Annotated in this window: 21 protein-coding genes; 14 read left to right on the top strand and 7 right to left on the bottom strand. The window is 67.7% G+C overall.

Annotated elements, in window-relative coordinates:
* Positions 1–101: 101 nt before the first annotated feature.
* Both ACLJK8_RS07405 and pepN read right to left on the bottom strand, forming a co-directional pair.
* A complete protein-coding gene (locus ACLJK8_RS07405; RefSeq protein WP_413149472.1) occupies positions 102–974 on the bottom strand; it encodes a 1-acyl-sn-glycerol-3-phosphate acyltransferase in 873 nt (290 codons plus the stop codon).
* A gap of 85 nt (positions 975–1,059) precedes the next feature.
* Positions 1,060–3,654 (bottom strand): aminopeptidase N, encoded by a 2,595-nt coding sequence (gene pepN / locus ACLJK8_RS07410; RefSeq protein ID WP_413149473.1) that lies wholly within the window; start codon positions 3,652–3,654, stop codon positions 1,060–1,062.
* Positions 3,655–3,923: 269 nt separating this feature from the next.
* Here pepN and ACLJK8_RS07415 point away from each other — a divergent pair, with 269 nt between their 5' ends.
* The 3 genes from ACLJK8_RS07415 to crcB all read left to right on the top strand — a co-directional run bounded on the left by ACLJK8_RS07415 (position 3,924) and on the right by crcB (position 5,551).
* Positions 3,924–4,283, top strand: a complete 360-nt coding sequence (locus ACLJK8_RS07415) for a hypothetical protein (RefSeq protein WP_413149475.1) — start codon at positions 3,924–3,926, stop codon at positions 4,281–4,283.
* A gap of 135 nt (positions 4,284–4,418) precedes the next feature.
* The gene (locus ACLJK8_RS07420; RefSeq protein WP_413149476.1) at positions 4,419–5,171 is read left to right on the top strand and encodes a gamma-glutamyl-gamma-aminobutyrate hydrolase family protein; all 753 of its coding nucleotides are present in this window, start codon (positions 4,419–4,421) and stop codon (positions 5,169–5,171) included.
* A gap of 11 nt (positions 5,172–5,182) precedes the next feature.
* Positions 5,183–5,551, top strand: coding sequence for a fluoride efflux transporter CrcB (crcB, locus tag ACLJK8_RS07425; protein ID WP_413149477.1), 369 nt, complete (start codon positions 5,183–5,185; stop codon positions 5,549–5,551).
* Between the two features lie 62 nt (positions 5,552–5,613).
* Here crcB and ACLJK8_RS07430 read toward each other — a convergent pair whose 3' ends face one another.
* Both ACLJK8_RS07430 and ACLJK8_RS07435 read right to left on the bottom strand, forming a co-directional pair.
* Complete coding sequence (locus ACLJK8_RS07430; protein ID WP_413149478.1) at positions 5,614–6,795, bottom strand: M10 family metallopeptidase C-terminal domain-containing protein; 1,182 nt, start codon at positions 6,793–6,795, stop codon at positions 5,614–5,616.
* A 30-nt stretch (positions 6,796–6,825) separates the two neighbouring features.
* On the bottom strand, positions 6,826–7,812 hold the full coding sequence (locus ACLJK8_RS07435; protein WP_413149480.1) for a 2-hydroxyacid dehydrogenase: 987 nt from the start codon (positions 7,810–7,812) through the stop codon (positions 6,826–6,828).
* Between the two features lie 111 nt (positions 7,813–7,923).
* Between ACLJK8_RS07435 and ACLJK8_RS07440 the strand changes: the two genes are divergently transcribed.
* Entirely contained in the window at positions 7,924–8,550 is a 627-nt protein-coding gene (locus tag ACLJK8_RS07440; protein WP_413149481.1) for an SH3 domain-containing protein, read from the top strand.
* Positions 8,551–8,586: 36 nt separating this feature from the next.
* Here ACLJK8_RS07440 and irrA read toward each other — a convergent pair whose 3' ends face one another.
* Complete coding sequence (irrA, locus tag ACLJK8_RS07445; protein WP_413149482.1) at positions 8,587–9,027, bottom strand: iron response transcriptional regulator IrrA; 441 nt, start codon at positions 9,025–9,027, stop codon at positions 8,587–8,589.
* A gap of 265 nt (positions 9,028–9,292) precedes the next feature.
* Between irrA and fabA the strand changes: the two genes are divergently transcribed.
* From fabA to ACLJK8_RS07470, 5 genes are all read left to right on the top strand, one after another.
* Positions 9,293–9,799: a 3-hydroxyacyl-[acyl-carrier-protein] dehydratase FabA gene (gene fabA, locus ACLJK8_RS07450; RefSeq protein WP_413149484.1), complete on the top strand. Its 507-nt coding sequence runs from the start codon at positions 9,293–9,295 to the stop codon at positions 9,797–9,799.
* An 18-nt stretch (positions 9,800–9,817) separates the two neighbouring features.
* Positions 9,818–11,047 (top strand): beta-ketoacyl-ACP synthase I, encoded by a 1,230-nt coding sequence (fabB, locus tag ACLJK8_RS07455; RefSeq protein ID WP_413149485.1) that lies wholly within the window; start codon positions 9,818–9,820, stop codon positions 11,045–11,047.
* Complete coding sequence (locus ACLJK8_RS07460; protein ID WP_413149486.1) at positions 11,040–11,855, top strand: enoyl-ACP reductase; 816 nt, start codon at positions 11,040–11,042, stop codon at positions 11,853–11,855. Before fabB ends, ACLJK8_RS07460 begins: the two co-directional genes overlap by 8 nt.
* 157 nt (positions 11,856–12,012) lie before the next feature.
* Positions 12,013–12,849 (top strand): alpha/beta fold hydrolase, encoded by an 837-nt coding sequence (locus tag ACLJK8_RS07465; RefSeq protein ID WP_413149488.1) that lies wholly within the window; start codon positions 12,013–12,015, stop codon positions 12,847–12,849.
* A complete protein-coding gene (locus ACLJK8_RS07470; protein ID WP_413149489.1) occupies positions 12,846–13,823 on the top strand; it encodes a threonine/serine dehydratase in 978 nt (325 codons plus the stop codon). The genes ACLJK8_RS07465 and ACLJK8_RS07470 overlap by 4 nt, the downstream gene beginning before the upstream one ends.
* A 24-nt stretch (positions 13,824–13,847) precedes the next feature.
* Here the strand turns inward: ACLJK8_RS07470 and ACLJK8_RS07475 are convergent, their stop codons facing one another.
* The gene (locus ACLJK8_RS07475) at positions 13,848–14,390 is read right to left on the bottom strand and encodes an NADPH-dependent FMN reductase (protein ID WP_413149491.1); all 543 of its coding nucleotides are present in this window, start codon (positions 14,388–14,390) and stop codon (positions 13,848–13,850) included.
* An 83-nt stretch (positions 14,391–14,473) separates the two neighbouring features.
* Complete coding sequence (locus ACLJK8_RS07480; RefSeq protein WP_413149492.1) at positions 14,474–16,969, bottom strand: GcvT family protein; 2,496 nt, start codon at positions 16,967–16,969, stop codon at positions 14,474–14,476.
* 212 nt (positions 16,970–17,181) lie between these two features.
* Between ACLJK8_RS07480 and ACLJK8_RS07485 the strand changes: the two genes are divergently transcribed.
* From ACLJK8_RS07485 to ACLJK8_RS07505, 5 genes are all read left to right on the top strand, one after another.
* Positions 17,182–17,673 carry a hypothetical protein gene (locus ACLJK8_RS07485; RefSeq protein WP_413149493.1) on the top strand — a complete coding sequence of 164 codons (492 nt, stop codon included), beginning with the start codon at positions 17,182–17,184 and terminating at the stop codon, positions 17,671–17,673.
* A 54-nt stretch (positions 17,674–17,727) separates the two neighbouring features.
* Positions 17,728–19,785 (top strand): M3 family metallopeptidase, encoded by a 2,058-nt coding sequence (locus ACLJK8_RS07490; RefSeq protein ID WP_413149495.1) that lies wholly within the window; start codon positions 17,728–17,730, stop codon positions 19,783–19,785.
* 484 nt (positions 19,786–20,269) lie between these two features.
* On the top strand, positions 20,270–20,683 hold the full coding sequence (locus tag ACLJK8_RS07495) for a MucR family transcriptional regulator (protein WP_413149557.1): 414 nt from the start codon (positions 20,270–20,272) through the stop codon (positions 20,681–20,683).
* Between the two features lie 82 nt (positions 20,684–20,765).
* Positions 20,766–22,088, top strand: a complete 1,323-nt coding sequence (miaB, locus tag ACLJK8_RS07500; RefSeq protein WP_413149496.1) for a tRNA (N6-isopentenyl adenosine(37)-C2)-methylthiotransferase MiaB — start codon at positions 20,766–20,768, stop codon at positions 22,086–22,088.
* Positions 22,085–23,176: a hypothetical protein gene (locus ACLJK8_RS07505; RefSeq protein WP_413149497.1), complete on the top strand. Its 1,092-nt coding sequence runs from the start codon at positions 22,085–22,087 to the stop codon at positions 23,174–23,176. The genes miaB and ACLJK8_RS07505 overlap by 4 nt, the downstream gene beginning before the upstream one ends.
* Positions 23,177–23,188: the final 12 nt, after the last annotated feature.

Consider the following 23,188-nt stretch of genomic DNA (forward strand, 5'->3'; position numbering starts at 1 on the left):
CGTCGCCGATGTCCAACTCCGGTCGCATGCTTGCGCGCGGATGGGGTATCGGGAACCCGCGTGTCGTCGCGCGGCCATGCTCTCCAACGGCCAGGAAGCGATCAGGCTGGCGCGGTCCGCAGAGGTGTGGGCCGTCCGTAGCGGGGCGCGGTCAGCACTGTCTGGGGCTTGTGCCCGCCAAGCTCCAGCGTCCGCGCCTTCATGATCTCGATCGCCTGCGCGGAATCGGACGGCAGCGACGCCGGGTCGATCGGCTTGCCGACCGTGATCCGGTAGGGCTGATGCGTCTTGTTCAGCACCTCGTGGAACAGCGTGATGTCGCGAAGCGTCGGGTGGATCTTGTCGAAGATGTAGAACATCGCCGAATTGCGCGCGCGGATGTGGAGCGGGACGATGGGGAGGTTGAACTTCCGCGCCATCATCGCGCCCGAGGCCATCCAGGGCCGCTCATGCAGCGACAGCCGGCGGCGTTTCGCGAGCCGGCCCGACGGGAACAGCACGCCTGCCCGCCCGGCACCGAAGGCCTTGTAGGCATAGGCCATGGTCTCGCGGTTCTGCCGGTGGCTCCGCTTCTCGGGACGCCATTCGACGGGCGCGATCACGTCGCTCAGCTGCGGCAGGATGCGGATCGCATCCGCGTTCGCGAAGAAGAAGATGTCCGGCCGCCGCTTCGCAAGCGCGCCGTAGAGCACGACGCCATCGGCGATCCCGGTCGGGTGGTTCGAGACGACGAGGCAGGGACCGGACTTCGGCAGGTTCTCGAGGCCGGCGACCTCGACGTGATGCGCGATCATGTCGGCGAGCGACAGCAGGATCTCCGGACCCGGCATCGGGTCGAGCACGCCCTTGATCTTCAGCGTGCGCTGGTACTGCAACAGACGGTAGAGAACCGCTCGCGCGGCGCCCACGGTGGGGCTCCGGCGCCGAAGCCAGGGCGCGCGTTCCTCGATCAGTTGGTCCAACACTTCGCTCATGGTCGACCACCTACGCTGACAGCTTGACGAAACCGTGACAAGCCGCGTGTCACGGTTGGGCAAGGCGCGACATGTTGCATCCCCGTCAAGAGGCATCCGTCCGGAGCAGCCGCGACACGATCTCGCCCGTATCCCGCGACAGACCTTCGAGCGCGGCGAGCCGTTCCAGTTCCCCCCGGAGCAGGATCTGGCGTCGCTCGTCGAAGAGCCGCCAGTTGCCGAGCGAGGCGGTGAGCCGCGCGGTGGTCTGGGGATTGAACGGGTCGAGCCGGATCATCCAGTCGATGAAAAGCGCGTATCCCGCGCCGTCCGCGCGGTGGAATCCCGCCGGATTGGCCATGGCGAAGGTTCCGACCACGGAGCGGAACCGGTTCGGATTGCGCCATTCGAAATCGGGATGCTCGGTCAGCCGGGCAACCGTCTCCGCCGCGGTCTCCGGCGGGGTGCTGGCGGCCTGGACGGCGAACCATTTGTCGATGACCAGCCGGTCGTGGCGCCAATCGGCGAAAAACCGCTCAAGCGCCGCGTCTCCCGCGCCATGGGCGACGAGCAGGGTCAGGGCGCTCATCCGCTCGGTCATGTTGTCGGCCGAGTCGAACTGCGCGCGCGCCGCCCCGGCCTCCGGGTCGCGGGCGGTCAGGAAGGCGAGCGCGCGGGCGCGGAGCGCGCGGCGTCCCGCCATGGCCGCGTCCGGAGCATAGGGACCCTCGACCGCGTTCGCCCGGTAAAGCTGCTCCGCCCGATCCCCGAGCGCCTCGGCGATCCGGACCGTCAACGCCTCGCGCGCGGCGTGGATGCGCGTCGGATCGGGCACGCCGCCCTGCGCCGCGACATGGCTGATCACCTCCTCCTCGGAGGGCAGGCCGAGGAGCAGCGCCTTGAAGGCGGGATCGAGATCCGTGTCATCCGCGACGGTGACGAGAGCCGCGACATAGCCCGGATCGGTCGCGGCGCTAGCGTCGCCGGCGAGGGCGGTCATGGCTTCGAGCGCGGCGCCGCGCCCGGCCTCCCACTTGTTGAAGGTATCCTCGTCATGGGCGAGCAGGAAGGCGCGGTCCTCCGCCTTGAGGCTCCGTTCGAGGATCACCGGCGCCGAGAATTCGCGCAGCAGCGAGGCGGTGGGCCGCTCGGGCAGGTCCCAGGAGAGCGCGCGGCCCTCCTCGGAAAGCTCGATCAGCCCGGTATCGACCTCGGTCCCGTCGGCGGCGAGCAGCCCATAGGCCACCGGGATCACCATCGGCTTCTTCACAGGCTGTCCCGGGGTCGGCGGCACATGCTGGCTGAGGCTGAGCGTGTAATGCCCGTCGTTCCAGGCCTCCTCGGCGACGACCCGGGGGGTGCCCGCCTGCGAATACCAGAGCTTGAACTGCGAGAGGTCGCGGCCGGAGGCGTCCTCGAAGACCTTCAGCCAGTCCTCGATCGTGCAGGCCTCGCCGTCGTGCCGCTCGAAATAGAGATCGAGCGCCGCGCGATAGGTTTCGGGACCCACGAGGCGGCGGAGCATGCCGATCACCTCGGCGCCCTTCTCGTAGACCGTCGCCGTGTAGAAATTGTTGATCTCGACGTATTCCTCGGGTCTGACCGGGTGGGCGAGCGGGCCGCCGTCCTCGCGGAACTGCGCGCCCCGGAGCCGGATCACGTCCTCGATCCGCTTCACTGCGGCCGAGCGCTGGTCGGCCGAGAACTGCTGGTCGCGGAAGACGGTGAGCCCTTCCTTCAGGCAGAGCTGGAACCAGTCGCGGCAGGTGATCCGGTTGCCGGTCCAGTTGTGGAAATACTCATGCGCGATGATGGTCTCGATCGACTTGTAATCGGCGTCGGTCGCGGTCTCGGGGCTCGCGAGCACGTAGCGGGAGTTGAAGATGTTCAACCCCTTGTTCTCCATCGCGCCCATGTTGAAGTCATCGACCGCGACGATCATGAAGCGGTCGAGATCGTATTCGCGCCCGTATTCCTCCTCGTCCCAGGTCATCGAGCGCTTGAGCGCGTCCATTGCATAGCCGCAGCGGTCCTCGTCGCCGGGCCGGACCCAGATCTGCAGCAGCACGTCGCGGCCGGATCGGGTCCTGAAATGGTCCTCGACGGCGCGGAGGTCGCCGGCGACGAGCGCGAAGAGATAGGAGGGCTTCGGGAACGGGTCCTCCCATTCCGCCCAGCCCTTGCCCGAGGCGACGAGGTTGCCGTTCGAGAGCAGGACTGGCGCCTCGCCCTCGATCCGCACCTTGAAACGGGCCATCACATCGGGGCGGTCGGGGTAGAAGGTGATCTTGCGAAATCCCTGCGCCTCGCATTGCGTGCAGTACATGCCGTTCGACATGTAGAGCCCTTCGAGCGCGGTATTCGCATCCGGCGCGATCTCGGTCTCGGCTTCCCACAGGAACGGCCCGTCGGGCACATGCGCGGCATCGACCGTCAGCCCCTCGTCATCGATGACCAGCGCGTTCGCCGGCACCTCGGCGCCATCGATCGCGGCCGAGACGAGCTTCAGGCGCCGTCCGTCGAGCCGAAGGTCGGGCGCGTCCCCCTCCGTGCGCTCCGGATTCGGCCGCGCATGCAGCCGGGCGCGCACCCGGGTCGCGCCGGGCGAGAGCACGAAGGTCAGTTCGACCCGATCGAGCAGAAACGCGGGCGGGCGATAGTCTGCGAGGCGGATCAGGGGGGGCTGGGCGTCGAGGCGCATGGGCCGCTCCGGTTCTTCGAGGCCATCTCGTCGGAGCGCCGGTACCCGTCCGGGCCGCGCGCGCCGGGGTCGGCGGAGACTGTCACAAACGTGAAGAAGTGGTCAAGGGAGACCATGCCGCGGCGCAAGACGGGATTGCGGGAAGCGCATGGCTCCCGCGGTTGCGAACGGGCCCGGCGGGCCACATCTTGGAATCATGAAAGGGACGGGTTGTCCCGACATCGAACGGGACCGACATGTCCCGACATCTTGGACCGGAGGATCTCATCATGAAGAAGGTCAGCCTTCTGGCGGCCGCCGCGGCCCTGCTCGCCGCGCCCGCGTTCGCCGAGGATTTCGTGCTGAAGGCGCCCAACCAGGGCATGAGCCTGCACGAGGGGCCGGTCGACATGACCGCCTATTACGAGCCCGCCGAGGGCGCCGAAGCCGGTCTCGTCAAGGTCACCGCGACCTATGCGACGCGCGACGCCGCGCGCGAGACCGGCCGTCTGGTCATGGTCATGCGCGATGGCGACGGCGTGAGCTTCGAGCTTCCCGGCCTTCCCGGTGCCACCTATTCCTTCGCACGCGCGGGTGATGTGGTGACGGTACGCTCGGTCGCCGAACTGCGGACCGCCTCGGTGGAATGAGCCGGCGCCAGGGCGCGGTATCGCGCAGGTCGCGCCACGTGGACGGAATACAATCCTAGATTGTTCGCGCTCGACGGAGGCGCGGCGCGGCCCTATATCAGACGCGGAACCACCCCCGCGGGGACGCGCGCTCGAATGCCCAGACCTGTCATCGGTATCACCGGTAACGCCCAGACGATCAACGATCAGTACCCGGTCCAGGCGGTCGGCCTCTCGAATATCGAGGCCGTCGCGACCCTGACCGGGGCCATGCCGCTTCTGGTTCCCGCGCTGCCGATGGTCGGCTCGGTCGCCGATCTGCTCGACGCCTGCGACGGTTTCGTCTTCACCGGCGGGCGTCCGAACGTCCATCCGAGCCATTACGGTCACGAACCGACCGAGAAGCACGGCGCCTTCGATCCCGACCGGGACGCCGTGACCCTGCCGCTGATCCGCGAATGCGTCGCCCGCGGCGTGCCGGTCTTCGGGATCTGCCGCGGCTTCCAGGAATTCAACGTCGCCTTCGGCGGCACGCTCCATCCCGAGATCCGCGAGATCCCGGGACGGATGAACCATCGGATGCCCCCCGACGGGACGATCGAAGAGAAGTTCATGTACCGCCACACGGTGTCGCTCGCGCCGGGCGGACAGTTCACCCGCATCCTCGGCGCCGAGGAGGTCATGGTGAATTCGCTGCATGGCCAGGGCATCCTCGACAAGGGGGCGCGCGTGGTCATCGAAGGCTACGCTTCCGACACGACGCCGGAGGCGATCGTCATCGAGCAGGCGCCGGGCTTCGCGATGGCGGTGCAGTGGCATCCGGAGTGGAACGCCGCCAACGATCCCGTCTCGCGGCCGCTCTATCAGGCCTTCGGCACCGCGGTCGGTGCGCGGGCGGCGGCGCACTGAGGCGCCGGGCGTTGGGGAATTTCCTGATCGTCGCCGTCGGGGCCGGATTCGGCGGCGCGATGCGTCACGGCGTGAACCTGCTCGCCGCGCGGATGCTCGGCACAGGGTTCCCTTTCGGCACCCTCGCGGTCAACGTGCTCGGCTCCTTTCTGATGGGGCTTCTGACGCAGGTCTTTCTCGCCCGGCCCGAGATCACCCAGGAATGGCGGCTCCTGATCACCACCGGGGTTCTCGGCGGTTTCACCACCTTCTCGACCTTCTCGCTCGACGCCGCGGTCCTGATGGAACGCGGCGCGATCGCGACCGCCGCGGGCTATGTCATCCTGTCGGTCCTGGCCTCGATCGGCGGGCTCTTTCTCGGGCTGCGGGTCGGTGGGTGAGCCGCCGTCGCGGGGCTCATCCCCCTTCCGCCGCGCCCCATCCTCCGGCAGCGCGCCCGATCCTAGAGGATCAGATCGGCCTCGGTGAGCGCGTTGGTGCCGAGCTCGACCTGCAGATCGGCGCGGCCGTCACCATTCAGATCGACCGACAACACATCGAAGGCGTTACGGATTTCACCCGGCGTATGGGAGAACGCGGCGCCGCCGATGAAATCGAGATTGGAGGCGAGTTCGGAGAGGTCGACGCGGTCGAGCCCGGTCCGGAAATCCGCGATGACGTCGCGCGTCGGCTGGTTCGCCGGAGAATCGTAGAAGCTCCCGAACACGAACACATCGGCGCCGTCGCCGCCTTCGAGCACGTCCCCGCCGCCGCCGCCGTCGAGCGTGTCCCGCCCCGTGGCACCCGCGAGCCGGTCCGCGCCCTGACCGCCCGACAGGCGGTCCGCCGCCGAGCCGCCGTTCAGAAGATCCTCGCCGCGTCCGCCCAGCAGCGTGTCGTTGCCCGCGCGCCCGAAGAGCACATCCTCGCCGGCGGCGCCGGACAGCCGGTCGTCGCCGCGCCCTCCGATCAGCCGGTCGTCGCCGTCCTGGCCGCTCAGCCGGTCGTTGCCGCGGCCGCCGTCGATCGTGTCGTCCCCGTCGCCGGCGTTGAGGATATCGGCGAAATCGGTCACCTCCACATCGTCGTCGCCGGAGGTCCCGACGATTTCCGGCGGGCCCGCGGGGTCCGACTCGGTGCCGAACCAGACGTGATAGACCCGCCCGGCATAGGGGCCCGCGCCGGAACTCCGGTCGAGGCCGACCCCGATCGCATTCCATTCGAGCAGGGCCCACGGGCCCTCGTTCAGGATGATCTGGTCATGCGAGGGCGAATTCTGCCAGCCTTCGAGCGCCGCCGCCGAAGTTTCGTAGCCCGCGCCGGTGATCTCGTAGCCATTGCCCGGATAGTCGGTTCCGAGCCGCTCCGGGGCCTCCCACATCACCTCGGGGGCCGAGCCGTCTTCCATATAGGGCGCGTCGCTCCAGCTGTGGAGATTGGCGCCGTCCGGCAGGTCCAGATCCTCGCCCCAGATGTTCTCGCGCGTGTCCACGACATGCCGCCCCGCCGTCAGCGTGAGCGAGGCGGAGAGCCGGACGGGATCGAGCCCCTCGGCGGCGCGATAGCGCATGATCTGGTGGTAGAGCCCCAGTTCCTCGAGGTTCAGGGTATCCTGCGCGTTCGGCTGGTAGATATCGACGGCCAAGTGACTTGTCCTTCCGGCGCCCGCGGGCGTTTAGAGCATTGATGGGACGACCTGATCCGGCGGGCGGTGTCCGTCGGCGAAGGTCTTGATGTTGATGATGACCTTTTCGCCCATCTCCATGCGCCCCTCCTCGGTCGCCGAGCTCATGTGCGGCAGCAGCATGACGTTCGAGAGCTGGCGAAGCCGCGGATTGACCTCGTGGCCGTGCTCGTAGACGTCGAGACCCGCGCCGCCGAGCTCGCCCGCGCGCAGCATGCGTGTCAGCGCGTTCTCGTCCACCACCTCGCCGCGGGCGGTGTTCACGAGATAGGCGGTGGGCTTCATCAGCTTCAGCCGCCGCGCGTTCAGGAGATGGAAGGTCGAGGGCGTGTGCGGCACGTGGATCGTAAGGATGTCGATCCGCGCCAGCATCTGGTCGAGACTTTCCCACCAGGTCGCGCCGAGCGCCTCCTCGATCTCGGGCCGCACGCGGCGGCGGGCGTGATAATGCACCTCGAGCCCGAAGGGCTTGGCGCGGGCGGCGACGGCGCGGCCGATGCCGCCGAGGCCGAGGATGCCGAGCCGCTTGCCGGCGATCCTGTGGCCCATCAGCGCTGTCGGGCTCCAGCCCCGCCATTCGCCGGTCCGCATCAGCTCCGCGCCTTCGGGCAGTCGCCGCGGCACGGCGAGGATCAGCGCCATCGCCATGTCGGCGGTATCCTCCGCGAGCACGCCGGGCGTGTTCGAGACGATGATGTTGCGCTGCAGGGCGGTCGCGACATCGATATGGTCGAAGCCCGCGCCATAATTCGCGATGAGCTTCAGCCGGGGGCCGGCCTGGGCGAGCATCCGCGCGTCGATCTGATCGTTGATCGTCGGGACCAGAACGTCGGTATCGGCGATCGCGGCGACGAGCTGCTCCGGCATCATCGGCGTGTCGTCGGGATTGAGCGTCACGTCGAAGAGCTCGCGCATCCGCGCCTCGACGGGCTCGGGCAGGCGCCGTGTCACGACGACTTTCAATCTGGGCGGGGCCATGCGCTTTCCTGTTCCTCTGAGGCGTATTTTTGGTATCGTCGCGGGATAATTGCACGGGGAGTCCGGAGGAATCCAGACATTCCCGGCATAAGAGGTCGAGAGCAGGAATCGATGGCCGAACTCTTCCGCCGGTTCGGGCGGCTCACCGCTGGTCCGATCGCTGGTCTCACACTCGGGCTGGCCGTCTTCGCAGTGCTCGTCCCGGCCGCCCGCGGCGAGGAAGTCGCTGTGACAGGCGCTCTGTCCGCCAGCGTGTCCGCCGCCGCGTCCGATGAACCGGGCGTCGGCGCGCAGGCGATCGTCTCCGGCGTCGGGCCCGTCACCCGTCTTCCGCTGCCCCGTTTCGTCTCGATGCGCGGCGAGAGCGCCAATGCGCGGCGGGGGCCGAGCCTCGACCAGCGGGTGGACTGGGAATTCCGCCACCGCGGCATGCCGCTGGAGATCACCGGGGAATACGGAAACTGGCGCCGGGTGCGCGATGTCGAGGGCAAGGGCGGCTGGGTCCATCACGCGCTGCTGTCGGGAACGCGGACCGCGCTGGTCCTCGGACCCGAGCGGGTGGCGCTTCGCGAACGGCCGGAGGAAACCGCGCGGGTCGTGGCGATCGCCGAGCCCGGGGTGATCGGCCGCGTCGACTCCTGCGCCGGTGCCTGGTGCGAGATCATCGCCGACGGACGTGAAGGCTGGCTGCCCCGCGCGGTCATCTGGGGCGTCGGACCCGGAGAGGCGATCGATTAGCCGGAAGTGTTCCGGGGCTCAGGAGACCGGCGCGGTTCAGGAGGTCTTGCGGCGCAGCCGGATCACCACGTCGACGCGGCTCAGGGTCGCGCCCTCGGGCAGGGTCGGCTCGCCCATGAGGCGCACGGCGTCGTTCGGCGCATCGGTCAGATGGCCGTCTTCTTCCCAGTAGTAATGCGGGTGATCGTCGGTGCGCGTGTCGAAATAGGAGCGCGTGCCGTCCACCGTCACCTCATGCAGAAGCCCGGCGGAGCAGAAGGCCTTGAGCGTGTTGTAGACCGTCGCGAGCGATACCGAGACCTCGAGCGACCGGGCGGCCTCGTGCAGCGTCTCGGCGGTGACATGGCGGTCGCGACCGTCGCCGATCAGGAGTTCGGCCAGGGCAAGCCGCTGCCGCGTCGGCCGGAGACCCGCTCCGGTCAACCATCTGGCGGCGCTGAGCCGCGCCTGGCGACGATCCGGTTCCGCACCCGGCATGATGTTTGCCCCCGAAACTAGCTACCGAAAACACATAACCAAATGCCTCAGGAATTTCCAGTGGCATGCGGCCGGATTCTCGCGTTCCATTTCGCGACGGGAATCGTATTCTCATCTGCGGCCGGTGTCCGACGGGAGCCCGATCGGTGCCGGATGGGGAGCCGGGGGCGGGCCCTTGCGCCGTGCGCGCGGAGGGTGTTAGGGATCGCGCGGTTTTACTTGGAATGGACAGTCCCGGGAGCTGGCCCGGGGGCTGGGAGCAGCGATGAACGACCGCCCGAGCAGCATAGACTACGAAGGGCTTCTCGCCTGCGCCCGCGGGGAGATGTTCGGCGTCGGCAATCCGCAGCTGCCCGCGCCGCCGATGCTGATGTTCGACCGGATCACCGAGATCTCCGCCGATGGCGGCTCGAACGGCCTCGGGCATGTCGTGGCCGAACTGGACGTGAGGCCCGATCTCTGGTTCTTCGAATGCCACTTCATCGGCGATCCGGTGATGCCCGGATGCCTCGGACTCGACGCGCTCTGGCAGTTGACCGGGTTCAACCTCGGCTGGCGCGGGATGCTCGGCCGCGGGCGCGCGCTTGGCGTGGGCGAGGTGAAGTTCACCGGCATGGTCACGCCCGAGGTCAAGCTCGTCGAATACATAGTGGACTTCACCCGCATCATCGATCGCAAGCTGAAGCTCGGCATGGCCAACGGAACCATGAAGGCGGACGGCAAGGTGATCTACACCGCCACCGACATGAAGGTCGGACTGTTTCAGGAATAGACCCGAGGAGGAACCGCCATGCGCCGCGTCGTCGTCACCGGACTCGGCATCGTCTCTTCGATCGGCAATGACGCCGATTCCGTCGCGGAGGCGCTGAAGGCCGGCAAGTCCGGCATCTCCTTCGCCCCCGACTATGCCGAGCACGGCTTCCGCAGCCAGGTCCACGGCAAGCCGGACATCGATCTCGCCGAGCGTATCGACAAGCGCCAGCTCCGCTTCATGGGCGACGGCGCGGCCTTCGCCTATATCGCGCTCGAACAGGCGATCGCCGATTCCGGGCTGGAAGCCTCCGATGTCTCGAACGAGCGCACCGGGCTCATCGCGGGCTCCGGCGGGCCCTCGACGCGCAACATGTTCGAGGCGCACCGCACCGTGATCGAGAAGGGCGGACCGAAGCGGATGGGGCCGTTCATGGTCACCCGCTGCATGTCCTCGACGGTATCGGCCTGCCTCGCGACACCGTTCAGGATCAAGGGCCTCAACTACTCGATCACCTCGGCCTGTTCGACCAGCGCGCATTGCATCGGCTCGGGCGTCGAGCAGATCCAGTTCGGCAAGCAGGATATCGTCTTCGCCGGCGGCGGCGAGGAACTGGACTGGACGCTCTCCTGCCTCTTCGATGCGATGGGCGCGATGAGCACCAAGTACAACAACCGCCCCGAAGCCGCCTCGCGCGCCTTCGACGCCGATCGCGACGGGTTCGTGATCGCGGGCGGTGGCGGCATGGTCGTGCTCGAGGAACTTGAACACGCGAAAGCCCGCGGCGCGAAGATCTACGCCGAGGTGACCGGCTATGGTGCGACCTCGGACGGGCACGACATGGTGGCACCCTCGGGCGTCGGCGGCGAGCGGGCGATGCGGATCGCCGTCGAGGGTCTCGGCCCCGATCGCAAGGTCGACTATATCAACGCGCACGGCACCTCGACCCCGGTCGGCGACGTGCCGGAGGTCGAGGCGGTGCGCCGCGTCTTCGGCGACGGCGCGACCCCGCCGATCAGCTCGACCAAGTCGATGACCGGCCACAGCCAGGGCGCGACCGGCGCGCAGGAGGCGATCTACTGCATGCTGATGCTGCGCGACGATTTCATCGCCCCCTCGATCAATGTCGAGACGCTGGACCCCGAGATCCGGCCGGAGGAGATCGCGACGCGGCTTGTCGAGAACGCGGGGCTCGACTCGGTGATGTCGAACAGCTTCGGTTTCGGCGGGACGAATGCTTCCCTTATCATGAGCAGGTACCATGACTGAGGCCTCGACGCAGACCGGCGCCGGATTGCTCGCGGGCAAGCGCGCGCTGATCCTCGGGGTCGCCAATGATCACTCCATCGCCTGGGGCATCGCCAAGGCGATGCATGCCGCGGGCGCCGAGCTCGCCTTCACCTATCAGGGCACCGGCTTCGGCCGCCGTGTCGTGCCGCTCGCCGAGTCGCTCGACGCGAAATACATCCTGCCCGCCGACGTTCAGGACCCCGCTTCGCTCGACGCGGTGTTCGAGACGCTCCAGTCGGGCTGGGGCGGGCTCGACGTTCTCGTCCATGCGATCGCCTATTCCGACAAGGCGGAGCTTGACGGCAGGTTCGTCGATACGAGCCGGAAGAATTTCCTGAACTCGCTCGATGTCTCCTGCTACAGCCTCGTGGAGGTGACGCGCCGCGCAGCCCCGATGATGCGCCCCGGCGGCTCGATCATCACGCTCACCTATATCGGCGCGCAGCGGGTGACGCCGCATTACAACGTGATGGGCGTCGCCAAGGCCGCGCTCGAGAGCGCGGTGCGCTATCTGGCGAACGATCTCGGCCCCGACGGCATCCGGGTCAATGCGATCAGCGCCGGGCCGATGCGCACGCTCGCGGGCGCGGCGATCGCGGGAGCGCGCAAGGTCTATCACGCGGTCGAGCGCAACGCCCCCCTGCGCGCCAATGCGACGCTCGAATCGGTGGGTGGCACGGCGGTCTATCTCGCCTCCGATCTCGGCGCCTCGGTCACGGGCGAGATCATCTTCGTAGATGGCGGCTTCCATGCTCTCGGCATGGCGCAGCCGGAATTCCTGTCCTGAGACCGGTTCCCGCGATGTTCCGGGCCATCGTCCTCGACGCCGACGGAACGTTTTTCGATACCGACTCCACTGCCCCGCGCGTGGCGGATGGGCCGGGGCACGCGGCATTCGCGGCGATCTGGCCCCGGATCGTGCGAGACAGCAAAGAGGAGCGTGCATGACGCAGCGTTTCACGACATCGGACGGGCTTTCGCTCGCCTATACCGACACGGGCGCGGGCCGGCCGCTGCTCTGCCTGCCGGGGCTTACCCGGAACGCGGCGGATTTCGAGGATCTCGCGGCGGCGCTCGGCGGGCGCTACCGGCTGATCGCCCTGACGTCGCGCGGCCGGCACGGGTCCGATTTCGATCCCGAGTGGAAGAACTACAATGTCGCGATCGAGGGGCGCGACGCGGTCGAATTTCTCGATCATCTCGGCCTCGACAAGGTGACAATCGTCGGTACCTCGCGGGGCGGGCTGATTGCGATGCTGCTCGCCGCCACGGTGAAGCAGCGGCTCGCCGCGGTGCTCCTCAACGACATCGGTCCGGAGATCGCGCCCGCTGGGCTGGAACGGATCATGGGCTATGTCGGCATCGCGCCGAAGGGCCGGACCTATGCCGAGGTCGCCGCGGCGCTCCGGGCGACGAGCGCGGCGGAATTCCCCGACGTGCCGCTGGAGCGCTGGGAGCTCTCGGCCCGCCGCTGGTTCCTGGAGACGCCCGAGGGGATGGCGCTCAACTACGACCCGAAGCTGCGCGACGCGGCGCTCTCGGGCTCGGTCGAGCCCGCGCCCGACATGTGGCCGCTCTTCGACGCGCTCGAAGGGATTCCGGCCGCCGTCCTGCGCGGCGCGAACTCCGATCTTCTCTCGCGCGAGACGGTCGCCGGCATGCGGGCGCGGCGCCCCGATCTGATCGTGGCCGAGGTGCCCAACCGCGGGCATGTTCCCTTCCTCGACGAGCCCGAATCGCTCGGGGCGCTCGACGCGCTGCTCGCGAGGCCGATGGCATGAGCGATTTCGCGGCGATCCGTGCGGCGGCGGATCGCGCGCGGGGGCGCATCCGGCGGACGCCGCTCCTGTCCAGCATGGCGCTCGACAGGCTCGCCCGGCGGCGGATCTACCTGAAGGCCGAATGCCTGCAGGTGACCGGCTCCTTCAAGGCGCGGGGCGGCTGGGCCGCGGTCTCGGCGCTCCCGGCCGAGGCACGGGCGCGCGGCGTGCTGGCGTTCTCGTCGGGTAATCACGCGCAGGGCGTCGCGCGCGCGGCGAAGGAATTCGGGGCGCCCGCCGTGATCCTGATGCCCTCCGACGCGCCCTCTGTGAAGATCGACAACACCCGCGCGCTCGGGGCCGAGGTCGTGCTCTACGACCGCGCGACGCAGGACCGCTATGCGATCGGCGGCGAGATCGCCGAGGCGCGGTCGCTGACGATCATCCCGCCCTATGACCACGCGGAGGTGATCGCGGGGCAGGGGACCACGGGGCTCGAGATCGCCGAACAGGCGCGCGAGGCCGGGATCGCCGCGGGCGACGTGCTGGTCTGCTGCGGTGGCGGCGGGCTCAGCGCGGGGATCGCGCTGGCGCTCGAAGAGCTGGCGCCGGGTCTGCGCGTGCGCCCGACCGAGCCGGAGCAGTTCGATGACATGGCCCGCTCTCTCGCCGCCCATGCCCGGCTCGGCAATGCCGCGCTCTCTGGCTCGGTCTGCGACGCGATCCTGACGACGCGGCCGGGCGAGATGACCTTCCCGATCCTCTCCCGCCTCGCGGGTCCGGGGCTCGTGGTCTCGGACGAGGAGGCGCTCCGCGCCGTCGCACTCGCCTTCACGCATCTGCGCGTCGTGCTGGAACCCGGTGGCGCGGTCGCGCTCGCCGCCGCGCTCTTCCACGGCGACGAGATCGCGGGCGACAGCGTGATCGCCATCGGTTCGGGCGGCAACGTCGATTCGGCGCTCTTCGCCCGGACGATCCAGCGTTACGCGGTCTGAGCGCCGGCGCGCGCGTCCTGGCGCTCAGCCGTGCTTCGCGATCCAGGCGGAGAACTTCTCGAGGAAGCTCCGCATGAAGTCGCGGGTCTTCTCGCTCGTGAAATCGCCCTCGGCGTCGATCGCATCGGGCAGAAGCTGATAGAGCACCTCGGGCTGGCCCATCAGCACCATGCCGCGGCCCACCACGACCGAGCGCAGCGCCGCCTGCGCCACCGCGGTTCCGATCGCACCGCCCGCCGCGCCGGTGATGGCGGCGGGCTTGTCCGGCCAGCACGCCTGCCCGACCGGGCGCGAGCCCCAGTCGATCGCGTTCTTGATCGCCGGCGTGAAGGTGCGGTTGTATTCCGGCGTGACGAACAGCACCGCGTCCGCGGCCTCGACCGACGCTTTCAGCTTCAGCACGCCCTCGGGCGGGTCGGCCCAGAGATCCTCGTTGTAGAGCGGCAGGTCGAGGTCGGGATAGTCGAGCTCGAAGAGATCGGCGCCGAGTCTTCCCAGCGCCTTCGCGTAGGTCCTGTTGATCGACGCCTTCCTGAGGCTGCCGACGAGGACTGAAACCTTGTGCATGCAATTCCCTTCCTTCTTCCCGTCCGGGCGCCGTGACATTAGCGCCCGGACGGGTTTCGGAAAGGGGGTTCAAGCCGTCCTGTTCAGCCGTCCTGGCGGATGCGGGCGTTCGTCGGGTCGTAGGGGCTGTCCTCGACGATCTCGCAGTCCCAGAGCTGGCCCTGCATCTTCACCTTGAGCTTCCGGCCGACTTCCGCCTCGGAGGGCTTCACATAGCCCATGCCGATCGACTTCCCGAAGGCGACGGAATAGCCGCCGGAGGTGAGGCGTCCGGTCCGCTCGCCCTCGGGCGTGTAGAGCGCCTCGCGGCCCCAGGGATCGGCGTCGGACGGGCCGTCGATCAGGAGCGTCACGCATTTCGAGCGGATGCCCTTCGCCTCCATGGCCGCCTTGCCGCGGAAGTCCTTCGAGAGATCGACGAAACGCGGCAGATCCGCTTCGAGCGGGGTCGCGTCGCGGCCGAGCTCGTTGCCGAAGGCGCGGTAGCTCTTCTCCTGCCGGAGCCAGTTCTGCGCCCGCGCGCCGACGAGCTTCATCCCGTGCTTCTCGCCCGCCTCCATCAGCCGGTCGAAGAGGTGGTTCTGCATCTCGATCGGGTGATGCAATTCCCAGCCGAGCTCGCCGGTATAGGCCACGCGGATCGCGACGGTCGGAACCATGCCGAGCTCGATCTCCCGCGCCGAGAGCCAGGGGAAGCGCTTGTTCGAAAGCGCGGTTTCCGGCTCCGCGTCGCGGATCAGCTCCTTCAGGATCGCCCGGCTGTTCGGTCCTGCGAGCGCGAAGACGCCCCACTGCGTCGTCACGTCATGAACCATGACCGTCTCGCCGCCCTCAGCCATGAAATCCTCGGCGGATTTCTTCAGGTTGTCGGCGTCATAGGCCGTCCAGGCGCCGGCGGAGACGAGGTAGTAGCCGTTCTCCTGGCGGCGGACGATCGTGTATTCCGTCCGCGTCGTGCCGGCCCCGGTCAGCGCATAGGTGAGGTTGATGCGGCCGACCTTCGGCAGCTTGTTGGTGGTGAACCAGTCGAGGAAGGCCGTGGCGCCCGGGCCGGAGACCCAGTGTTTGGCGAAGGCGGAGGCGTCGATGAGACCCGCCGTCTCGCGGATCGCCTTGGCTTCCTCGACCGCGTACTGCCACCAGCCGCCGCGGCGGAAGCTGCGCGAGTCGTGGTCGTTGAACCCTTCGGGCGCATAGTAATTGGGCCGCTCCCAGCCGTTCACGACGCCGAACTGGGCGCCGCGCGCCTTCACCCGGTCGTAGCAGGGCGCGGTCCGGAGCGGGCGGCAGGCTTCGCGCTCCTCGTCGGGGTGGTGCAGGACGAAGACGTGGGAATAGCTCTCCTCGTTCTTGCGCGCCGCGTATTCGGTGGTCATCCACGGCCCGTAGCGCTTGGGATCGAGCGAGGCCATGTCGATCTCCGCCTCGCCCTCGACCATCATCTGCGCGAGATAGTAGCCGGTTCCGCCCGCGGCGGTGATGCCGAAGGAGAAGCCCTCCGCGAGCCACATGTTGCGCAGGCCGGGCGCCGGGCCGACCAGCGGGTTGCCGTCGGGCGTGTAGCAGATCGGGCCGTTGAAATCGTCCTTGAGACCGACCGACTCCGAGGAGGGCAGGCGGTGGATCATCGACATGTATTCCTCCTCGATCCGCTCCAGGTCGAGCGGGAAGAGGTCGGCGCGGAAGCTGTCGGGCACGCCGTATTCGAACCGCGCCGGGGCGCCGTCCTCGTAGGGACCGAGAATCCAGCCGCCGCGCTCCTCGCGCACGTACCAGAGCGCGTCGGCGTCGCGGATGACCGGATGCTCGGGGTTCGACTTGCGCCATTCGACGAGCGCCGGATCCGGCTCGGTCACGATATACTGGTGCTCGACGGGGATCGCCGGGCTCTTGATGCCGAGAAGCTTCGCCGTGCGCTGCGCGTGGTTGCCGGTCGCGGTCACGACATGCTCGGCGCGGATCTCGAAGGTCTGTTCGGAGGCCAGCAGGTTGCCGCCGCGCTCCGCCATGATCCGGCCGCGCACGATCCACTCCGAGCCGGTCCATTCATAGGAATCGACCTGCGCCTTGCGTACGATCTCGACGCCGCGCTGCCGCGCGCCCTTGGCCATCGCCTGGGTGACATCGGCGGGGTTGATGTAGCCGTCGGTCGGATGGAACAGCGCGCCCTTCAGATCCTCGGTCCGGATCAGCGGCCAGCGCGAGCGGATCTCGGAGGGGGTCAGCCATTCGTAGGGCACGCCCACGGTCTCGGCGGTCGAGGCGTAGAGCTGGAACTCGTCCATCCGCGCGTCGGTCTGCGCCATCCGCAGGTTGCCGACGACCGAGAAGCCGGCGTTGAGGCCGGTCTCTTCCTCGAGCGACTTGTAGAACTTCACCGAATAGTCGTGGATGTGGCTCGTCGCATAGCTCATGTTGAAGAGCGGCAGGAGCCCCGCGGCGTGCCAGGTCGAGCCCGAGGTCAGTTCGTCGCGCTCGAGCAGCACGACATCGGACCATCCGGCCTTGGCCAGATGATAGGCGATCCCGGCCCCGACGGCGCCGCCGCCCACCACCACCGCCCGCGCATGGCTTTTCATCGTTGTCTACCCTCGATTGCTGGACTGCGATTCACACCGCGTCCGTTTAGACCATAGATGACCTCGGTGAAGTCGATCTCCCGACGAGTCGCGGGCGATTTCCGACCCGGAACCATTTCGGAGATCGCGGGTTTCATGGCCGCGGGCGGGTCCACCTGTCCGCCGGCGGGCCGCATAAGTCCGCCGAAGACTTGATAAGGAGGGATTCAGTCATGAAGGCATTCGCGTTGTTGACCGCCTCGGCGCTCGCGCTCGCAGCCTGTTCGTCCGAACCGGCGGCTCCGACCCGCCAGGCGATTTCGGAGATCTCGGTCAATACCGATCTGACCTCGGTCGGCAACCCGAGCGCGGTCGAGTACTGGGACAATCTCAGCGCGGATCTCGAAACCGCGCTCGCGAATCAGTTCGTGAACGACATCTCTTCGGACGGCGCCCGGATCGAGGTGGACGTGGACGAACTCTCTCTCGCCGAGTCCTACAACGAGGGCTTCGGTCAGAATTCGACGCTGAGCGGCCGGGTCACCGTGACCGACATGCGCGATGCGCCGCTCGGGACCTACAACGTGAGCGCCAGCATGGCGCAGGCGCAGGCGGTGGAGCCCGGGGCGCAGCCTTCGACCGACAGCACAGCCTTCTATCAGGCTCTCGTCCAGGCCTTCGCGCAGGGCGTGGACCAGACCATCAACTCGGGCACCGCCCCTTGACCCGATCTCCAAACCTTCCGATGTGTCGCGAACGGATCTGAGGGAGGCTCTGGAATGTCGGAGACGGTCGCGGCGGATACCCCCGGCGTCGAGGCGCTGATCGGGGAGTGGGAGGGCAGGTTCGGCCTGCCCCCCTTCGACCGGGTCAGTGTCGAGGCCATCGCGCCAGCCTTCGACTTGGCGATGTCGAGGGCGCGCGACCGGATCGATGCGATCGCGGCCGATCCGGCGCCGCCGAGCTTCGAGAACACGATCGAGGCGATGGAACGGGCGGAGGCCGAGCTTGATCGGGTCGGCGCGATCTTCTTCAACATCGCGGGCGCCCACACGAATGACGCGCTCGAAGCGCTGCGCCGCGACCTGAGCCCGAAGCTCTCGGCGCATGGTTCCGCGACAATGCTGAACGCCCCGCTGTTCGAGCGGATCGACTCGCTCGAGCGGCGGGCGGAGACGCTCGGTTTCAGCGCGGAACAGCGTCGGGTGCTGATGCTCTATCACCGCATGTTCCGCCGCGCCGGCGCCGAGCTCGAAGGCGCGGACCGCGAGCGGCTGACGGAAATCATGAGCCGGCTCGCGGAGCTTGGCACGGCCTTCAGCCAGAACGTCCTGGCGGATGAGAAGTCCTGGGCGATGGAACTCGGGGCGGAAGACCTGGAAGGCCTGCCGGATTTCGTCGTCGCGGCGGCGGAGGAGGCGGCGAAGGAACGGGGGCATGGTGGTCACGTCGTCACGCTCTCGCGCAGCCTGATCGTCCCGTTCCTGCAGTTCTCGCCCCGGCGCGATCTTCGGGAGAAGGCGTTCCGCGCCTGGGTCGCGCGCGGTGCGAACGGCGGCGAGACCGACAACCGCGCGATCGTCGCCGAGACGCTGAAGCTGCGCGAGGAGCGGGCGCGGCTGCTCGGCTACGAGAGTTTCGCGGCGTTCAAGCTCGATACCGAAATGGCGAAGACGCCCGAGACGGTGCGCGACCTGCTGACGGCTGTCTGGGAGCCTGCGAAGGTGCGCGCCGAGGAAGACGCCGCGCGGCTCACCGATCTGATGCGTGAGGATGGCGTCAACGGCGACCTGGAGCCCTGGGACTGGCGCTACTACTCCGCGATCCGGCAGAAGCGCGAGCACGATCTCGACGAGGCCGAGCTCAAGCCCTATCTCGAACTCGACAACATGATCGCCGCCGCCTTCGATGTCGCGGGCCGGCTGTTCGGGTTGTCGTTCCACCCGCTCGACATTCCGCTCTACCATCCGGACGCGCGTGCCTGGGAAGTCCGCGCGGGCGACCGGCACATGGGCGTCTTCATCGGCGACTATTTCGCCCGGTCCTCGAAACGGTCGGGCGCTTGGTGTTCGAGCTTCCGGTCGCAGTCGAAGTTCGACGGCGAGGTTCGGCCAATCGTGGTCAACGTCTGCAACTTCGCCAAGGCCCCGGCGGGATCGTCCAACCTGCTGACCTTCGACGACGCGCGGACCCTGTTCCATGAGTTCGGCCATGCGCTGCACAACCTTCTGTCGGACGTGACCTATCCGTTCATCTCGGGAACCTCGGTCGCGCGCGATTTCGTCGAACTGCCGAGCCAGCTTTACGAGCATTGGCTCTCGACGCCCGAGGTCCTGTCCGAACACGCGCGGCACGCCCGGACCGGGGCGCCGATGCCGGCGGAGCTTCTCGAACGGCTGCTCGCCGCGCGGAACTATGATCAGGGTTTCGCCACGGTCGAATATGTCACCTCGGCGCTGGTGGACCTCGACTTCCACGCCGGACCCGCGCCGGCCGATCCGATGGCGGCCGAGGCGGAGACCCTGGCCGGGCTCGGCGCGCCCCGTGCGATCCCGATGCGCCATGCCACGCCGCATTTCGCGCATGTCTTCTCCGGCGACGGCTATTCCTCGGGCTATTACTCCTACATGTGGTCGGAGGTGATGGACGCCGACGCCTTCGCCGCCTTCGAGGAGGCCGGCGATCCGTTCGATCCGGAGGTCGCGGAGCGTCTGGCGGCGCGGATCTACTCCGCCGGTGGCTCGCGCGACGCGGCGGAACTCTACGAGGCGTTCCGGGGCCGGCTCCCGGGTGTCGAGGCGCTCCTGCGCCAGCGCGGCCTCCTCGATCCCGCCTGAGGCAACCCCTTGGCGATCGGCGGAAGTGTGCTAATCGCCTTGGTATGAGGTGGGTTGCGTTGACTCAACCAATGAGAGTATTCAGATTTATCTGAGGCGAGGACGATTCTCGCGGTGGTTGAGAAATTCCGAATGCTATGAGCGGAAATGCGCTGATCCGGTCGCTCCGAGTAAATTCCGCGTCGCATCTGGGGCAGTAACGGCATAGACGTTACCCATTGTCGGCAACGGTTTGGTCAATGCGTTGCGAAGTTCTGCCCTGAGCGAATGCCCTCCCCCAGCCACGTCGCGTGGCGATCACGATTAACGATCACTCACAATCAGGTGAAACACTTTTTTCGTTATTTGGATGGAACGCTTGTTTCTTGAATGCGATCTAAATAGTGTAGTATCGCATCGGTATCGTGAGGCACGGCCGATTGAAACGGACAATCCCGGCGCTCCATCCGGAGAAGCGCCGGCAGAAGCGGGAAAATTCAGGATGATGGAAGATCAGACGATAGGGCGCGGCGAGATTCTGGCGCTGACCACTGAAATCGTTTCGGCGCATGTGGCGAACAACGCCGTCGTCCAGAACGAAGTTCCAGAGCTGATCCAGTCGGTTTTCACGAAGCTGACCGAACTCGCCTCCGGCGAGGAGGCGGCTTCCGTCGAACTGACCCCCGCGGTTCCGGTGAAGAAATCGGTGACGGACGACTACATCGTCTGTCTCGAGGACGGCAAGAAGCTGAAGATGCTGAAGCGGCACCTGATGACCGCCTACGGCATGACGCCGGAGGAATACCGCGCGAAATGGGGCCTGAAGCCGGACTACCCGATGGTGGCGCCGAACTACGCCGCCAAGCGGCAGGAGTTGGCGAAGAAGATCGGGCTTGGCCGCAAGCCCCGGGCGAAGTAAACCCACTTCAGCGCCACATCTGAGTTGACGGAAGGCACCCGGCCCACGGCCGGTGTGCCTTTCGGTTTGAGGGGTACGGGGAATGTCCGCGCCGGGAAAGAAGCTTTTCGTCAAGACCTACGGCTGTCAGATGAACGTCTATGACAGCGAACGGATGGCTTCCGCGCTGGCGACCCAGGGCTATGAGGCGACCGATACCGCCGATGATGCCGATCTGATCCTGCTGAACACCTGCCATATCCGCGAGAAGGCGGCCGAGAAGGTCTATTCGGATATCGGACGGTTGCGCCCGCTCAAGGCCGCGCGGCCCGATCTCAGGATCGGCGTCACCGGCTGCGTGGCCCAGGCCGAGGGTGGCGAGATCCTGCGGCGTGCGCCGCTCGTCGATCTGGTGGTCGGGCCGCAGGCCTATCACCGCCTGCCCGCGATGCTCGACCGGACGGGCGCGGGCGAGCGGCCGGTCGATACCGAGTTCCCGCCAGAGGACAAGTTCGACCATCTGCCCGAGGCGCCCCGGGCGCGGCGGGCGCCGGCAGCCTTCTTGACGGTTCAGGAGGGCTGCGACAAGTTCTGCGCGTTCTGCGTCGTCCCCTATACCCGCGGCGCCGAAGTCTCGCGCCCCGCCGGGCGCATCCTCGCCGAGGCGCGCGATCTGGTGGCACGCGGCGTGGTCGAGATCACGCTCCTCGGCCAGAACGTGAACGCCTATCGCGACGAGAACGGCGAGACGCTGGCGGGGTTGATCGCCAGCCTCGCGAAGATCGAGGGCCTCGCGCGCATCCGCTACACGACCTCGCATCCGAACGACATGTCCGACGACCTGATCGCGGCCCATGGGCAGGAGCCGAAGCTGATGCCCTTCCTGCATCTGCCGGTGCAGTCGGGGAGCGACCGGATTCTGAAGGCGATGAACCGCAGGCACGGCGCGGAACAGTACCTGCGCCTGATCGAGCGCATCCGCGCCGCGCGGCCGGACATCGCGCTCTCGGGCGATTTCATCACCGGCTTCCCCGGCGAGACCGATGGCGATTTCGCCGATACGCTCGCGCTCGTCGAGGCGGTCAACTACGCTCAGGCGTTCTCCTTCGCCTATTCCCCGCGACCCGGCACGCCCGCCGCCGGGCGGGAAGACCTGCCCCAGACGGTGAAGTCCGAACGGCTCCAGCGGCTGCAGGACCTGCTCGGCCGCCAGCAGGCGGCGTTTCAGGAAACCATGATCGGGCGGGACCTGCCGGTCCTGATCGAGAAGCGGGGCCGCGAACCGGGGCAGATCGCCGGCAAGTCGCCCTATCTCAACGCGGTCCAGATCGACGCGGGCGCGGAGCTGATCGGCCGGATCGTGCGGGCGCGCGTGACGGCCGCGGGACGCAATTCGCTTTTCGGCGAATTGCTCGACGCGGCGTGAACGCCGAGGCGCCGCGGCCGGCCGCGGCTTCCATCGACTGTGTGCACTACGACATCACCGACCTCTGCAACGCGGGCTGCCCGCAATGTCCAAGGACGGACCCGGGAGGCTGCCGTCCCCAGGACTGGCTCGCCAAACACGCGTCGAGCCTCGAAGAGTTTCGCGCCTACAGCCCACCGGAGCTTCTGGCCGGGCTCGAATCGGCGTATTTCTGCGGCAATTACGGCGACGCCGCCGTGGTGCCGGATCTGATCGAGATCCTGCGCTACTGCTGGGAGGCGAATCCGAAGCTGAAACTCCAGCTTCATACCAACGCGGGAATGCGCGGGCGCGACTGGTGGGGCGCACTCGCCGAGGCGGCGAAGGGCAAGCGGTTCGAGGTCGTCGCAGCGATCGACGGGGCGAGCCAGGAGACGAACAGCCTCTACCGGGTGCGGACCGATTTCGCCCGCGTCATCGGCAATCTGACCGCCTTCATCGACAAGGGCGGCAGGGCCCAGTGGCGGATGCTGGTCTTCCGCCACAACGAGCACGAGGTTGCGAAGGCCGAGGCGATGGCGAAGCAACTCGGCTTCGTGGGCTTTCGAGCCTATCCGTCGAACCGGTTCAACGGGCCGGACTTCCGCTACACCCTCGGCGGGCGGGAATTCGTGCTGGAGCCGCCGACGGCCAAGGTGGCGCCAAAGGTGGAAGGCCGGCATTCGATCGACCGGGAGGAAGTCACGCGGACCGAGGCCTATATCGACTGCGAGGCGATCCGGAAATCGACGGCCTATCTCGATTTCGAAGGCTATCTGCTGCCCTGCTGCTACTTCGGCCGGCGGCTCTACATTCACCACCACGGCGGCGCCGCGCGGGATGACAAGGTTCTGGCGGCGCTCTTCGACGAATTCGACATGGAGCGGCTGAATGTCGCGCGCCACGGCTACGCCGCCGCTCGCGCCGCCTATGACGAATTCCTGGAGTTTCTCGCCCCCTACTGGGACCGGCAGGAACCGAAGCTCTGCAAGTCGGTCTGCGGCAGGAAGCGGACGGTTCCGGCCGATGACCCCGCGTCGCGGACAGGCGACGGAGCCGCGGGCTCCTGAGCTTGCGCTTGC

This window comes from Amaricoccus sp. W119 (assembly GCF_047275745.1).
Taxonomy (GTDB): Bacteria; Pseudomonadota; Alphaproteobacteria; order Rhodobacterales; family Rhodobacteraceae; genus Amaricoccus.